Annotated in this window: 10 protein-coding genes; 1 reads left to right on the forward strand and 9 read right to left on the reverse strand. The window is 57.7% G+C overall.

The window, feature by feature from the left end; all coding sequences use genetic code 11:
- Window positions 1–28 precede the first annotated feature (28 nt).
- From EJL02_RS03275 to EJL02_RS03285, 3 genes are read right to left on the reverse strand one after another with little or no spacing between them, the layout of a single operon-like run.
- A complete protein-coding gene (locus tag EJL02_RS03275) occupies window positions 29–838 on the reverse strand; it encodes an ABC transporter ATP-binding protein (RefSeq protein ID WP_125114965.1) in 810 nt (269 codons plus the stop codon).
- Window positions 832–1,701, reverse strand: a complete 870-nt coding sequence (locus tag EJL02_RS03280; RefSeq protein WP_125114966.1) for an ABC transporter permease — start codon at window positions 1,699–1,701, stop codon at window positions 832–834. Before EJL02_RS03280 ends, EJL02_RS03275 begins: the two co-directional genes overlap by 7 nt.
- A 33-nt stretch (window positions 1,702–1,734) precedes the next feature.
- Window positions 1,735–2,724, reverse strand: a complete 990-nt coding sequence (locus tag EJL02_RS03285) for an ABC transporter substrate-binding protein (RefSeq protein ID WP_125114967.1) — start codon at window positions 2,722–2,724, stop codon at window positions 1,735–1,737.
- 447 nt (window positions 2,725–3,171) lie between these two features.
- Between EJL02_RS03285 and EJL02_RS03290 the strand changes: the two genes are divergently transcribed.
- Complete coding sequence (locus EJL02_RS03290; protein ID WP_125114968.1) at window positions 3,172–3,477, forward strand: Dabb family protein; 306 nt, start codon at window positions 3,172–3,174, stop codon at window positions 3,475–3,477.
- Window positions 3,478–3,498: 21 nt separating this feature from the next.
- Here the strand turns inward: EJL02_RS03290 and EJL02_RS03295 are convergent, their stop codons facing one another.
- From EJL02_RS03295 to EJL02_RS03320, 6 genes are all read right to left on the reverse strand, one after another.
- Window positions 3,499–4,863 (reverse strand): phenylacetate--CoA ligase family protein, encoded by a 1,365-nt coding sequence (locus EJL02_RS03295; protein ID WP_164510255.1) that lies wholly within the window; start codon window positions 4,861–4,863, stop codon window positions 3,499–3,501.
- Between the two features lie 222 nt (window positions 4,864–5,085).
- Window positions 5,086–6,147 (reverse strand): hypothetical protein, encoded by a 1,062-nt coding sequence (locus EJL02_RS03300; RefSeq protein ID WP_125114970.1) that lies wholly within the window; start codon window positions 6,145–6,147, stop codon window positions 5,086–5,088.
- Complete coding sequence (locus tag EJL02_RS03305) at window positions 6,140–7,552, reverse strand: protein kinase domain-containing protein (RefSeq protein WP_125114971.1); 1,413 nt, start codon at window positions 7,550–7,552, stop codon at window positions 6,140–6,142. The genes EJL02_RS03300 and EJL02_RS03305 overlap by 8 nt, the downstream gene beginning before the upstream one ends.
- 190 nt (window positions 7,553–7,742) lie before the next feature.
- Complete coding sequence (locus tag EJL02_RS03310) at window positions 7,743–12,719, reverse strand: S-layer homology domain-containing protein (RefSeq protein ID WP_125114972.1); 4,977 nt, start codon at window positions 12,717–12,719, stop codon at window positions 7,743–7,745.
- 222 nt (window positions 12,720–12,941) lie between these two features.
- Complete coding sequence (locus EJL02_RS14645; RefSeq protein WP_125114973.1) at window positions 12,942–13,061, reverse strand: zinc-ribbon domain-containing protein; 120 nt, start codon at window positions 13,059–13,061, stop codon at window positions 12,942–12,944.
- 339 nt (window positions 13,062–13,400) lie between these two features.
- Window positions 13,401–14,246 (reverse strand): tyrosine-type recombinase/integrase, encoded by an 846-nt coding sequence (locus EJL02_RS03320; RefSeq protein ID WP_125114974.1) that lies wholly within the window; start codon window positions 14,244–14,246, stop codon window positions 13,401–13,403.
- Between the last annotated feature and the right edge of the window lie 204 nt (window positions 14,247–14,450).

Genomic DNA, 14,450 nt, shown 5'->3' on the forward strand with positions numbered 1-14,450 from the left:
ATTTTGTTTTGCGCGGTCTGTCCGCTTGTCACCCCGCGCGCTCGTGCGTCAGCAGCATGCGGTCGGTATCCAGCTCCGCACCGACCGTTTTCCGGTAGAGCGAAAGCAGACCGGGCACATCCAGCGCGTCGCGCGTACGGCCGGACAGGTCAAGCACGATTTTGCCCTGTTCGAGCATGATCGTGCGCGTGCCGAGCGACAGCGCCGCGCCGATGTTGTGCGTGACCATCATGGTGGTCGTGTGGTTTTCCGCGACGATGTCCTGCGTGATCTGCAAAATCCGCTCGGCCACCACCGGGTCGAGCGCCGCGGTGTGCTCGTCGAGCAGCAGCACGCGCGGGGCGTTGATTGTCGCCATCAGCAGCGTCACCGCCTGCCGCTGGCCGCCGGATAGCAGGCCGATGCGGGTTTTCATGCGGTCCTCCAGCCCCATATCCAGCCGCGCGAGTTGCTCGCGGAAAAACGCGCGCTTTTTGCGCGGCAGCGCGGGGGCGAGCAGCCGTCCGCCCGCGCGGGCATAGGCCAGCGCCACGTTTTCCTCTATCGTCAGATCGGGCGCGGTGCCGCGCATCGGGTCCTGAAAGATGCGCGCAACCTTGCGCGCCCGCTTGTACTCGGGCTGATAGGTCAGGTCCTCCCCGTCCAGCAAAATGTGCCCGCGATCGACGAAAAAGCTGCCCGCGATCGCGCCGAACAGCGTGGACTTGCCCGCGCCGTTCGAGCCGATGACCGTGACGAACTCGCCGTCCTTTAAGGTGAGATCCAGCCCGCACAGCGCGTGATGCGCGCTGGCCGTACCCGGCTGGAAGGTTTTATCCAAGCCCTTTAGTGTCAGCATGCCCGATTCTCCTTTCTCTCCTGCCGCTCGCGCAGCGCCGCGCTCATCGCGGGCAGCGCCAGCGTGGCCGCGACGATCACCGCCGACAGCAGCCGCAGCGCATTGGCACTCATCAGATTATACCGCAGCGCCAGCGCCAGAATGATGCGGTACACAACCGAGCCGAGCACGGCGCTGACCAGTCCGATCCGCACGCCGCGCCGCCCGCACAGCACTTCGCCGATGATGACCGACGCCAGACCGATGACGATCATGCCGCTGCCCGCACTCACGTCGCCAAAGCCCTGACACTGGGCGAGGATCGCGCCCGACAGCGCGACCAGCGCGTTGGACAGCGCCAGCGCCGCGAACCGCACCGCCACGGTGTTGATCGAAGAGGCGCGCACCATGTCCTCGTTAGAACCCGCGGCGCGGATGCACAGCCCGCCGACCGTCTGGAAAAAGCCGCCCACGAGCAGCAGGACAACCAGGGTTACCAGCGTGACCGCACAAGCCTCGCCGCCCAGCGGTTCAAAAAACTTTTTCGCGCTCAGGAGGGACACGTTCGGCCCGCCCAGCACGGTGATGTTGACCGTGTACAGGCCGCTCATGGTCAGAATGCCCGCGAGAATCGGATGGATGCGGCACGCGGTCTGCAAAAACGCCGTCACCATCCCCGCCAGCGCACCGGCCAGCGCGCCGCACAGCAGCGCGGCAAACGGGTGTCCCGCCGCGCACAGCATGGTCGAAACCGCCATGCCGAACGCAAACGAACCGTCCACCGTCAGGTCGGGCAGGTTGAGGATGCGGAACGAAATGTACACCCCCAGCGCCAGCAGCGCATATTCCATGCCGAGCAATACGGAATCCAGCAAAAAGTCCATGATTGTCCCCTCCTTATATCAGCTTGCCGCTTGTCAGCCGATCACAGTGACCGAATCATCCGTCGGCAGCGTGATGTGCAGGGCGTCCGCCGCCGCCTGGCTGCAAACATACTGGAAGGTGTCCAGCGCCTCGGCCGGCACCTCGGACACGGCCTTGCCCTGCAAAATCTCATACGCCATCTCCGCCGAGCGCTCGCCCAGCTGGGTGTTGGAAACCGACACGCAAGCCAGCGCGCCCGACTGCACCATCACGGGGTCCGAGCCGTAAACCGGGATGCCCGCCGCCGTCGCGGCTTCCACCACCTGCGGCATCGCGCTCTGCACGGTCGAGTCAATCGGGATATAGATCGCGTCAACGTGGCCGGCCAGCGACTGCGCCGCCTGCTGCACTTCGTTCGACGAGGCGACCGTCACTTCTTCATACGCCATATTGACCGATTCCAGATAGGCCTTGGCCTTTGCCGCGGTCAGTACGGCGTTCTGCTCGCCCGAGCAGTACAGGATGCCGACCGACTGCATATCGGGCGTCAGCTTGTCAGCCAACGTGAAGATTTCATCGACCGGGACGATGTTGGACGTGCCGGTCGCGTTTTTATCCGGCGCTTCCATGTCGCTCATCACGCCCGCCGACACCGGATCGGTCACCGAAATGAATACGACCGGCGCTTCCACGCCCGCGTTGACGACCGCCTGCGTCGCCGGTGTGACGATCGGCACGATCAGGTCGTAATCCGCGGTTTTGAGTTCGGATGCGATCGAGTTGAGCGTGGACATGTCGCCCTGCGCGTTTTTGATATCATATGTGGCCGTGCCGCCGGTCAGCTCGGTCAGTTTGTTCTCAAAGCTGTCGATCATCTCGGTGAACGCGTCGTTATCCACCAGCTGCACAATGGCGACCTTGGCGGCATCCGTGTTTGCCGTCTGGTTCGTGCTCTCGTCCGTCGTCGTGCTCTCGCCGCCGCAGGCGGTCAGGGCCATCAGGCTAATGCTCATCAGCAGGGCTGCAATTCGTTTGGTTTTCATGGTAATGTCCTCCTTTTTTCGCTTGCGGACGGACAAAAAAACGCCCGTCCTTAGAATCCCTTCCAAGGACAGGCGTGAAAAAATCTGTTTGCCTGCGGTGCCACCTTGATTCGCACAAAAAGTGTGCGCACTCTGCGGGATGCCAACACATCCCTCTCCGGTAACGGGGAGTCCGTTGCGCTATACTGAGCCTTGCGGCCGTTCCCGCGCACCCTCTGCGGTCCATTTGTCCGATGCGCTGCTGCCGGGATCTCACCGCCCCCGACTCTCTGCGAACCCGCTTTCCGGTTTTACTTCCGCTTCTTTGGTTTGTTGCACTCAGTTTACCACCAATCTTTTTTCTTGACAAGTCTTTATTTTTCCTGAATTTCGGAGTATGATAAGAAAAACTTTAGTTTATTTTTACCATAAATTCTTATTACGATAAATTTGAAAGGTGGAATACGCATGGTCCGGCATATTTTGTTCTGGCAGCTCAAAGAGAAATTCCGCACAGGAGACGCGCAGGCGCAGGCATTGCAGGCGCTGCGCGCGTCCGTGCGCACGCTCGAGGCGATCGACGGCCTGCGCTGCGCGGAGATCGGGCCGAATCTGGCCGGCGGCGACTATGATCTGGTGTTTTACGCGGAATTTGACAGCGTCGCCGCGCTTGAAGCCTTCCGCGAGCACCCGCTGCACGTCGCCCACCGCACGCGCTGCGCGCCCTATGTCACCGGCCGGCTCGCGGGCGATCTGGACACGGCCGCGCAGTAAGTCCGGCGCGGGCGCGCTGCATCAGGCGTGCAGATCGAACTGCCGGATGGAATACCGGAATTTGCCCGATTTGCCGGGCTCGATCCGGGGCACCACGACGGCGCGCACTTCCACGCCCGGCAAAAACCCGGCGACGTCCTGACGGAACGCGTCGATCTCCTCCGGCCGGCTTTGCTCGCACAGCACCAGCCGCAGCTCCGCGCGGTCGATACTGGTCTGCACCAGCTGAAACTGCCGGAAGCTGTCATACTTGCGGGACAGCTGGTTAACAAAGTTGCCGTGCACCAGTTTGCCGTCCGGCAGCTGGAAAATGGCGTCCTCCCGTCCGTCCAGACTGCGAATGACCGGCAGCGTCACCCCGCACGGGCAACCGGTTTCCGGCGACAGCGTCGCGGTGTCACCCAGCAGATAGCGCAGGCGCGGCATCGCCAGATTGTTCAGGTCGGTGGTGACCACCAGCCCGCTCTGTCCCGGCGGAACCGGCTCAAACGTGACCGGGTCCACCACCTCCAAAATGCAGTTTTCCGCGCTCAGGTGCAGATGCCCGCACGGGCACTCGTACCCCAGAATGCCCGCGTCCCGCGCGCCGTATTCGTTGAGCACCGGGCTGCCGAACACGTCCTGCAAGCGCTGCCGCTGATGGTCATACAGTGTCTCCGAGGTGGAAACCACGGCTTTGAGATGCCGCAGCCGCAGCGCGTCCGCAAACGGCGCCAGCAAATCGGCAAAGGTGGAAAGCGCGCTGGCGTAGCCATAGAGGTATTCCGGCTGATAGCGGTTGAGGAATCGGATATACCGCGCCACGTCCTGTTCGGTCAGGTCGTAAGCGGACAGAATCATCCGGTTTTTCAAAAACCGGTCCTTCCACCGCGCGGCGCGCTGTTTGTCCTGGCTCAGCTCGATCGGGTTGCCCCAGATCATCACGCTGCGGCTGCCCGGGGTGATATCCCACCACGACAGCCCGCGCCACCGGGCGGCTTCATAATGCTCCACGGTATAGCGGTCCATGAAAAACCGGACCGGCTCGCCGGTGGAGCCGCCGGTCACGTTGGCGATCAGCCTCGACCGATCGTACCGGGTGTTGAGATACCGCTGCGGCTGCGCCTGAAACGCGGATTTTTTCAGAATCGGAATCGTGCGCAGCACCGCCCAAGGGTCGCGCTCGATCGCCGCATCCGAAATGCCAAGGCTCTGGTATGCGGGCACGCCTGCGGCACAGGCATGCAGCAGCGTTTTGAGCCGCGCCGCCCGCAGCGCGCGCAGCACTTCGGGCGCGGCATACTGTGTCTGCTCCATTTCCTGCAAATAAACCCGGATCCGGTTGCCTTTTTTCCACTCCATCGCCGGATACAGCAGCTTTTCGATGAAAAATTTGTTGACGGACATCGGTCTCCCCCATTTCCCGCGGTCTGTGTCCTGCGGCCTGCCGGACAGCAGACCGATAACTGGGTTTTGCGGAACGCTTTGCGCCGTTCCTGCTTTGCAATGGGAGTATAGCATGCCGTTTTTTGTCTTTTTCCGTCAATTGACCCCGCCGCAGCCAAAAACCCCTGCAAAAGGCAATGCCTTTTGCAGGGGTTTTGCTATTTTGATTCCTCTGCGACCCAGTCAGAGCAGGCCGAGCAGCTCATCCGCTTCCTCCAGATCCAGTTCTTCCAGCACGCAGCGCACATACCCGGCCACGCTTTCCACGTCCTCCGCCTCACTCTGGTACCCGGCCTGCCAGTATTCCTGCGCCAACTCGGTGCAGCGGCGGCGGGTGGCCGCGTCGCGGGTGACGGCCAGCAGCGCGGTCGCGTTGCCGAGCGCCAACTCCGGATGGGTCAGCGCCAGCTGCTGCAAGGCGTAAATGAGCACACATTCCAGCCGGTCACGCGCCCGCAGCGGGTCCATGCCCGCATAATGCAGCATGACGTCCAGCTCTTCCAGCGTCATGTTCAGGTGCAGCCCCAGCGCCGTCAGGCTGCGCCGCCGCGGCACGATGCCATGGCGCCGCAGCTGGGAAAGCTGCTTTTCCACCCACGCCGGCAGCCCCAGACTGTGCAGGCTGCCGCCGCCGTCGCGCGCGGCTTCCAGTTGATGCACGGTCAGATAGTCGGCCAGATACCGCTCCAGCTTTTGCTTGCGCCCGGTTAGCTCGGTCCCGAACTCCTGCAAAAAGGCCGCGAATTCCGCCTCCGTGTCCACCGCCGACAAGTGCGCCATCAGCTTGGTGGTGGTGATGCTGGACGGGCCGTTGGACGGCTGCCCGGTCAGCAGCCGGTGATACATGGCCTCCGCTGCGGCATAGTCATAGCGGGTATCGCCCCGCGCCCGCCGCTGCAGGCAGAAAATACAGCAGGCGTCAAACGAGTCTCTGGGATTGAGCCCGCAATAGCCGCCATAGCGGGACAGCATATCGCTGACCGCCTGCGGCGGCATGGCCGCACCGAAGCCGATCTTGACATAGGTATCCCGGCTTTTTGGCGCGCCGCCCTGCATCCGCCAGCGCTTGACCGTGTTTTTGCTCAGCCCGCAGCGAGAGGCAAACCGGCTGTAACTCAGCCCGGACGCATCCAGCAGGCCGGCAAAAAAGGTCTGCCAAGGCTCGGCCCATCCATCCCGGTCTTCCAGCAGGGCCAGCACATCGGCAACCGTTTCGCACCGGGACACTTGCATGGCCCTATCCATCGGTCTCATCCCACTGGCAGACAAAGCCGCTGTCGTCCTTGACGAAGCTGCTCATGCCGTCGATCCGGGAGTCGTTCCAGACCCAGCCCTGATCCTCGACGCGGTACATCATCAGATAATGCTCGTCGCCGCCGTCGTTGTTGGGCTCGCCGACCGCCCACGCCGCAAACTCGAACGGTTCGCCGGTGACCCACCGGAAACCGCCGCTGCTGCTGTAATTGTTCGCGCCCAGCCAAACCGTCCCGATCTGGTTTTCCTCCAGCAGCGCAGTGATCGTGTCCATCTGCTGCTGGCTGGTGATCGTCGCCAGATGGCCGCCCCGAGCCTGACAATAGACCTGCGCCTCTTCCCAGTTCATGTTGCCCTTGACCACCGCGTAGCGGCGGCCATCCTCGGGCTCGACCTCCGCCAGCTTGGTGGCCGACGGCGGGAACAGGGACGCGCGCAGCGTCTGCACCGGGCCGGGCAGGCACAGCATCGCCACGGCAAACGCGGCGCACGCCCAGCCCGCAACCGCTGCCGTGCGCCAAGCGCGCTTTTGCGATCCGAGCGCCTGCAGCAGCGCATCGGCCGAGGCAAACCGGTTTTGCGGCAGCGCCTGACAGCAGCGCAGAACGATGCGTTTGAGCCGCCGGTCGCCCTCCGGCGGAGGCGGCAGCCGGGTGCCCTGCCAGCGGCGGCGCACGGCCGCTTCGCGCTCGGAAAAGGGCGTATTTTCCTCCATCAGGGGCAGCTGCCCGCGATTGAGCAGCTGATACAGCACAATGCCCAGCGAATACAGATCAGCGCGCCCGTCATAAACCTCGCCGCGGGCGACTTCGGGCGCCATATAGGCGGCGGTGCCGGTCATGGTCTCCAGCACACCGGCACGGCAGCGGCGCGCGATGCTGAAATCGCCCAGCTGAAAATGGCCGTCGGCGGTGCGATACAGGTTGGCCGGTTTGACATCGCGGTGGATCAGGCCCGCATGATGCGCCGCGGCAAGGGCGGCGGCAATATCCCGCGCCAGCGTATACACCTCGGCAAGGGGCAGGACCTCGCCCTCCCGCAGCAGTTCGGCCACGCAATCCAGCCGTTCCATGCGCAGCAGCACATCCCAGCCGACCAGCGTGTCATTTTCATAGAGCGGGAAACAAGCGTCGTCGTACAGCGTCACCACATGGCCGCAGCCGCGCAGCTGCTCGAGCGCGGCGATCTCCTGCCGGGCTTCCGTCAGGCTGCGCTCGAGCGCTTCGCCCTGCCCCAGCACCGTAATCACCTTGACCACGCAGGAAAATCCCTGTTCCGCCTTTGCATCGGACAGGGTGTAAACGCTGCAGCTGCCGCTCCGATAAATCCGTGTTTCCGGGACCCAGTGCCCCCAAAGAGGCGCATAGCCCCGCAGCCGTGTTTCCAGATTTTCCATACGCTGTGGTCCTTTCACGATCGGAATACCATGTTTTCTCCGGCTTTATTATACAACAAGCCCGGTGATGTGACAAGTTCGGACCCGTCCGGCCAAGCCGCCTGCGAACGGGCAAAACAAAACCCCCGACATTACGTCGGGGGTTCGCTTGATGTTACGCGAATCCTGCGCAAAAATGCGCGCGATCCGCTCAGTCCATCACTTCGCCGCCGGGGGCGGAGTTTGCATCGGACCATTCTTTTTCCAGTGCCGCCCAGTCACGGTCTTCCAGCTTCTCGGTCCAGTTCTCAATCTGGTTGTTCTCTGCACCGGTCCACTCGTAATCGTGGCTGTTGGTCGCTTCCTGCATCTGTGCATAGTACCATGCGCCGGTATCGCGGTTATCCGGCCATACGCGCATTTTGCTCGTCGGCAGCAGATGATCCTTATCCGGTACACGGCCCAGCGTGCGGTTGACGATCGTGCACGCCTCAGCACGCGTGATGCTCGCTTCCGGATGGATGGTGCCGTCCGGATAACCTTCGATCAGGCCGAGATCCACGGCCGCGTCGATGAAGTCCGCATACCAAGCGTTCGCCGGGACGTCCGCGTAGGTGCCGTCCACATAGTTGCCCGCCTCGTCGAAGAAGCTGACGGCAATCTTGGTGAACTCGGCACGCGTGATGCTGTCGTTCGGGCGGAACGAGCCGTCCGGATCACCCGACAGGATGCCCATATTGGCCAGCGTCGAGATCGCATTGTTGTACCAGTCGGTGGACGCCACATCCGTAAAGTTGTTGGTCTGGCTCCAGTTGGTGCTGCGCGCCTCGTCGGTCAGCATACGGAAGAAGATGGTCGCCACTTCCGCGCGGGTGATATCGCCCTGCGGCTCGATCGGCCAGCGGGACTCGTCATCGGTCGGCTCGCCGGTCTGGTAATCCTTCGGATAGCCGATGATGTACGCAAAGTGGTCTTCCGTGTTCAGGTCGTCCGGCGTGGGTCTGCTCGAAGAGCCACCCGAGCTTTCCTTCTCCCAGAACAGGGCAAACGGCGAGAAGGAATCTACGCTAATCTTGATACCCTGATCCGTGTTTTCCAGATTACCGTTTTCCTCGGAATACAGGACCATGGTGTAATCGCCCTCTCCGAGGTCGGTGTTGTCGTTTCGATCCAAACCTTCATAGTGCACGATCTGGAACTTCGTATTCTTGTCCGTGCCTTCCGGGTACGGCCAATAAATGGCTACAGTATCGCTTGCCGTGACATAAACATTGCCGTTGGTGGTGTCCACCAGATCCAGATACCGCGTCTCGTAGTCGTAGTTATCCGTGATCGAGTTAAACTCTTCCACCGCACTGTTGACCAGCGTATTCTCCGAGCCGGGCACCAGGCTGTCTACCAGCAGCTTGACCTGATTGCCTTCTTCAACTTCCAGTTCGCTGCCGTTGATAAAGAAGTGCGTACCATCGTTAACCTGTGCCGTGACATTGGATACCTCGGTTTCGGGCGTCGTCGTCACAACCTCGGTCGTTGCCGTATGGTCGTCCGTGATACCGCGCACGGTCAGCTTGCCAGGTGTCACCGCTGCATCATATACGCTGTCATTCTTATCAATCGTAATCACGGCCTTGACCAGATGCTGCTGCAAAGCACCGCCGTAAATGGTCATCTCATATTCATGATACAGATCATTCAGATTCACGGTGAAGTCATCACTGGTCATAAAGGTATCGCCATCGGTAAACTGCAGACGAATCGGGATTATCTGATCGTTCACTTCTGCGGGCAGAATACGGTAGATGTACTTATTGTACGCCATGCTGGCATGTCCATCATGCTTGTCATACCGCTCCAGCTTCCACAGACGTGTGTTGCCCTGGCCGTCATCATACGTAAACGAGAGATACTTGGACAGGTCGATGACCTTGTCTCCGTTATCATTTACGGTGATATCTGCAGAATTCACTTGCTTGAGGAGCTGCTGATTGAGCGATGCCGGCAGGGTGATATAGAAGCCCGGTGTCGGCAGACCATTGGTAGTCGATCCGATCTCATTGCCGCTGCCGTTTACCACGCTGTCATAGCCGTCGCCGCCGGTGTAAATCGTGATGTCCGCCGGGGTGATGGTAATGCCGCCAGCCGTATAGGATACGGTCGGTTTTGCGAAATTCTCCGGCAAACCCTGCTTGCCATTGGAGTCGACAGGATACAGGGTCGCACTGTTGTTCGTACACAGGCCAGTATAGCCCTCGCTACCATCTGCGTCATACCGTCCATAGCTGCCCGCATCCGTCTGCGGATTGGTCAGCTTGACCGTATAAGTCAGCTGGACCGGTGCATCCTTGGTGACAGGAACATTGATCTTCCATACGAAATGTTCGCCGGACTGTGTCGCCGTGCCGTTCTGGTAATAGTTGAGGACAAATTGATAATTGTCTACCTCGGTCTTGCCAAAGCCATAGCTTGCAGTCGCACCATCCTGAGGTGTAATGGACTCCACGTTCAAAGCGGTTCCATTTACGGTGAGCTTCAAGTTCGCAATATCATTGACAAAATCAAAATTGTAGGCTACGCCGTTTTCATCCTGACCATTGCCGATGACGTCCACAACCTGAGACCCTGCGTCTACCAGCTGCACCAAATCCTCGCGGATTCCGTCAAACACGCCTGCTGCCGCCCCGCCGGTAAGCGCTTCTTCCGCTTTGTTCGTCCGATACCGGTAGGACTTAACCGCGCCTGCCTCTTCCAGCTTGTCAAGCATTTCCTGTACCATCGATTGGGCATAGGGTGCATCCTCGCCGATCGGGAAGCTGTTGTTAACCACGATAACATGCGCTGTCTTTGCAGCCTCTACCAAATTATCATAGGTCAGGCACAGGGACTTTTCAAAACCGGAGAACGTGTGGGACCCTACCTGATAGGCTGTTTTAATCGTATTCGCGGGCGAAGCATTTCCGTAAATGCTCCAGTAGCTGTCCCAGGAAGAGTCACGGAAGAAGCCGTCCGGTGTCGTATCACTCACTGTTCTGTTTGCATACGCCTCTGCAAAGGTAGTGTACTGAGTTCCCATGGACATGGAACCCTGATCCCATGTATCGATGCGCTTGCTCACCGGCACATTCGAATACGTTGTATCACCGATTGTCAGATCCCCGCGGTAAATATAACCGTAAAGATCGCTGAACATAATGAGGTATTTCTCCTCACCGGAGCCCGCGGCAAGCATGTCTTGTGCCATGTCAACGGGCCATTCAGTGTTGGTGCCGCCGACCTTCATTGTATATCCCGTACCGCTATAACTGAGCTGCGTGGATACCGCCGTCTTCAGTGCTGCCAAGGCGTCGTCATTCTTCAGAGAAACCAGTCCGCTATATTTTCCACCGCTGGTTGCACTCAGCCAATCACGGGAAACCGCGTCAAACGCCACGACACCCACCTTGATATCCATGGTGTCTTTTGCGGCCAGCTCATCAAGCAAGTTGCCGACCGACTCTTCAAAGATCTCAGAACCGGCGTGGCTATCGTCGATGACAAACACGACATCCATCGTCCGCTCATAATCCGCCGCAGGCAACGCCAGCGTCACATCGGACTCATAATTGGCGTCCAGATTGGTCGCCGTCTTGGACTTGGAAATATCCCAAGACGGAGGTGTAACCGGAACATCATTGACCGTGTAGCTCACTTTCGGAACAGGAAATTCCTCGGTGGTCTCATTGCCAATGGTAGGAGTATATGTCAGGGTTGCTTCTTCATTGGTCGGAACAGAATACGTTCCGGAAGTGGTTTCTTTGTTCTTCAGCGTCAGATTATAGGTCAGTTTGAGCGGTTTAGTACTTTCGACCGGTACATTGATTGCAAGATCAAACTGCTCGCGAGAATCTGCATCCTTTCCATTCGAATAATACGTCAAAACATACGGATAAGTGCCGGAGCCATCGGGAGAACCGAACTTAACCACATTAGAATTTGCAGAATCAACACTGGCTGCCTGTTCTTCGCCGCCTACTGTAAGCTTGAAGGTGTCTGCCGCGATACTATCTGCATTTGTCAGATCGAAATCATCGCCAATAACATCATTGATGGTGCCGCTCATAATTTCATACAGAACCGTATTTTTCACACCATCAAACATGCCGGAATAATCATTCTCGTCATCTTCGTCAAAGATGGAAGAAAAACCGCCTATCGTATCCAAGTTACCGATAAATGCAGATGCCCACGGATAATAGCCTTCTTCGTTTAAGTTGGCGTCCGTGCCTTTTGCATATTTATCAGATGCAAACGCATACAGCCGATATCCCGCATCGGCAGCATCCTGCCATGCCTTTCCAGCCATATAAATCGCGGCGTCATTAGAAATATATCCGGTATTGTTTTCGATAGAAACATATTTTGCAGGAGTGGTGTCCTGATTCGTTTGATATGTATTAATAACGGTTTCCAATGCCGCATTATCTCGCATCCATTGAGCCGGATTTTCAAACGACTTTACATAATCCAATTGTGTGATCTTAAAGAAGTTTTTATCAACCACACTGGCAGCGGTACTGTTGCTGCTCCAAATTTGGGTTGCATTATCTGCTCCTTTAAACTGGACATACATTGTCTTTGGCGTATCTTCCGTGCCCCAAAGGTAAGTCACGCCATCCGTTACCAGCACCAGATGCTTGTTTTCTGGCAGGACATCCGTATCCTGCTCAAGCATCGCCATACCGGCACGGATGCCAGCCTCAATATTGGTGCCATCCGAAAGAGGTTTGTTAAAAATTTCTTCAATCTTGTCGCGACTCTCAGCATTTAACTCGGTCAGGTCAAGGTTAAATTCTTTATTATTGGCGACCTTGTTAAAAGTGACAACACCGACATTCACCTGCAGATTATTGTCTGTCGTATAATTCTTCAGCTCATCCAGCATTGCCAATGCTTCGTCTTTTACGTTTGTGCTGGTCGACTTGTCCAGCACAAACACAACGTCAGCCGCTGTTGTGGTTTGTGTTGCGCCAATGGTCAGTGTCACATCCGTCTGGTCATTCTCAAGGTCAGTTGCCGTTTTGTCTAACTGCACATTTCCAGCAACTCTCGTACCCGTCGAGGAATCACCTCCATCCGCCGCAAACGCAACAGTCGGTGTCATTGTCAGGAGCATGCATATCATCAGAAATGCCGACAATAATCGTTTCTTCATTTTACTTCCTCCTTATGCAAAGACTGTATATATATAAACATCCATTTGGATGGAATTTCCTTTCCCTGGTATCGTATGCCATACGGGAGGTCGAATTTTGTCATTTTTTGCGGTTCTTCAGCCCGGACTGTATCAATATCTTTTGATACGTCCCTGACGCACGCGGCTGGTCTGTCCCGCGCACACCAGACAGCCGCCTTTGTGCTCGCCGGTGTGGGAAAATCATAACAGTCTGCCGCACATGCCTTCGGTGCAGCGCCACCATACCTTCTGTTTGCTGTCGTAAGAGATGCTGTCCGGTGTCAGAGATGCATTGCACGAAACGCCCCACTGTGCCAACAAATCCTCTCAATCCAGTCTCACGCAATAGGCCGTCAACGCTTCCCGTACTGTCTTCTTCCCCTCCATCACGAAATCAACATTTTGTGATTGCCATTTTTGTGCGAATTACCGGTAGAGATTGTAAAAAACGGAATAATTATGCATTTTGAACGTTTTTAGCGCAAAAAAGGCGCAAAAAGCCAGGGCTACAAGAAAAAATGCAACTTGTATCCCTGTTTTGCCATGCCTGCGCCAATGGAGTCGCTTGCGAACTTCCAAAAACTGTGCTATAATTGCGATAAAATATGTACACAAAAAACAATTGACAGCAGACAATCATCACAAAATGTTGATTTTGTCCTATGAGACCAGCCCCAGCTTTTCCAGCTGCCGGGCATGCTCCTTACCCGAGGTGACAAGGTAAATGCGCGTGGTCTCGATTGAAGAATGCCCCAGCACATCCGCCAGATGCACGATATCCTTGCAGACCTGATAGAACGCGGTGGCAAACAAGTGCCGCAGGTTGTGTGGAAACACCTTGGTCGGTTCGACCCTCGCATAGCTGCACAGATGCTTCATCTCCGCCCAGATCTGCCGTCTGGACAGACTTTTGCCGCTTGCGGTGAGAAAAATCTCGCCGGAGGCGGTTTTTTGCTGCTCAGCATATTGCAGCAGCTTGCGGGCGAGCTTCTTGGGCAGCAGAATGGTGCGGATTTTGCCCTTGAGCGCGATCTCCGCGCGGCCGCGCCGGGCTGCTTCGACCGTGATATACTTGACCTCGGAAACCCGAATGCCGGTCGAGCAGATGGTCTCCATCAGCAGCGCCAGCCGCTGCTGACGCAGCGCTTGCGCCGCCGCCAGCAAACGCGCATATTCCGCCTTGGTCAGCTCCCGCGCGGATTCCCGGAACAGCCGCCGCTGCACCTTGAGGTATTTCACATGACAGTCATTCCAGCCGAGGAAACGGCACAAGCTGTTGACCGCGGCCAGCATGGAATTGATGGTCACCGGCGCGTAACGGCGAAGCATCAAATACGACTTCCACTCGACCAGCTTGATGTTGTCCACCCGCCCGCGGCCGAGCCACAGCTGAAACGCCCGCACATCCCGCAGATATTTTTCGATCGTCCCCGCGCTGCGCTCTTCCGCGCGCAAATGCTGTTCATAAGCCGCAACCAGTCTTGCGGTCAGTTGATGTCCATCCATTTGGAAAACCTCCGTTTAGCAAAGATTAAAATTATTTTACCGTATTATTCTGCCACAATTCAGATAAAAATCATTCCTATTTTGCCTGTTTTTCTCTCTTTCTGGTATACAAGACAACAATCATTGCACCCGTGCAAAACGCAGCCAACAAAAAAAGAGGCGCTCCCAATCGGAGCGCCTCTTTTGGCGTTAGCAATTCTATAT

This window comes from Agathobaculum sp. Marseille-P7918, from assembly GCF_900625105.1.
GTDB lineage: Bacteria > Bacillota > Clostridia > Oscillospirales > Butyricicoccaceae > Agathobaculum.

Coding starts and splice junctions, on each gene's coding strand:
- EJL02_RS03310 (WP_125114972.1), bottom strand. CDS start 12,719: ATGAAGAAACGATTATTGTCGGCATTTCTGATGATATGCATGCTCCTG.
- EJL02_RS03320 (WP_125114974.1), bottom strand. CDS start 14,246: ATGGATGGACATCAACTGACCGCAAGACTGGTTGCGGCTTATGAACAG.
- EJL02_RS03285 (WP_125114967.1), bottom strand. CDS start 2,724: ATGAAAACCAAACGAATTGCAGCCCTGCTGATGAGCATTAGCCTGATG.
- EJL02_RS03305 (WP_125114971.1), bottom strand. CDS start 7,552: ATGGAAAATCTGGAAACACGGCTGCGGGGCTATGCGCCTCTTTGGGGG.
- EJL02_RS03295 (WP_164510255.1), bottom strand. CDS start 4,863: ATGTCCGTCAACAAATTTTTCATCGAAAAGCTGCTGTATCCGGCGATG.
- EJL02_RS03280 (WP_125114966.1), bottom strand. CDS start 1,701: ATGGACTTTTTGCTGGATTCCGTATTGCTCGGCATGGAATATGCGCTG.
- EJL02_RS03290 (WP_125114968.1), top strand. CDS start 3,172: ATGGTCCGGCATATTTTGTTCTGGCAGCTCAAAGAGAAATTCCGCACA.
- EJL02_RS03300 (WP_125114970.1), bottom strand. CDS start 6,147: ATGGATAGGGCCATGCAAGTGTCCCGGTGCGAAACGGTTGCCGATGTG.
- EJL02_RS03275 (WP_125114965.1), bottom strand. CDS start 838: ATGCTGACACTAAAGGGCTTGGATAAAACCTTCCAGCCGGGTACGGCC.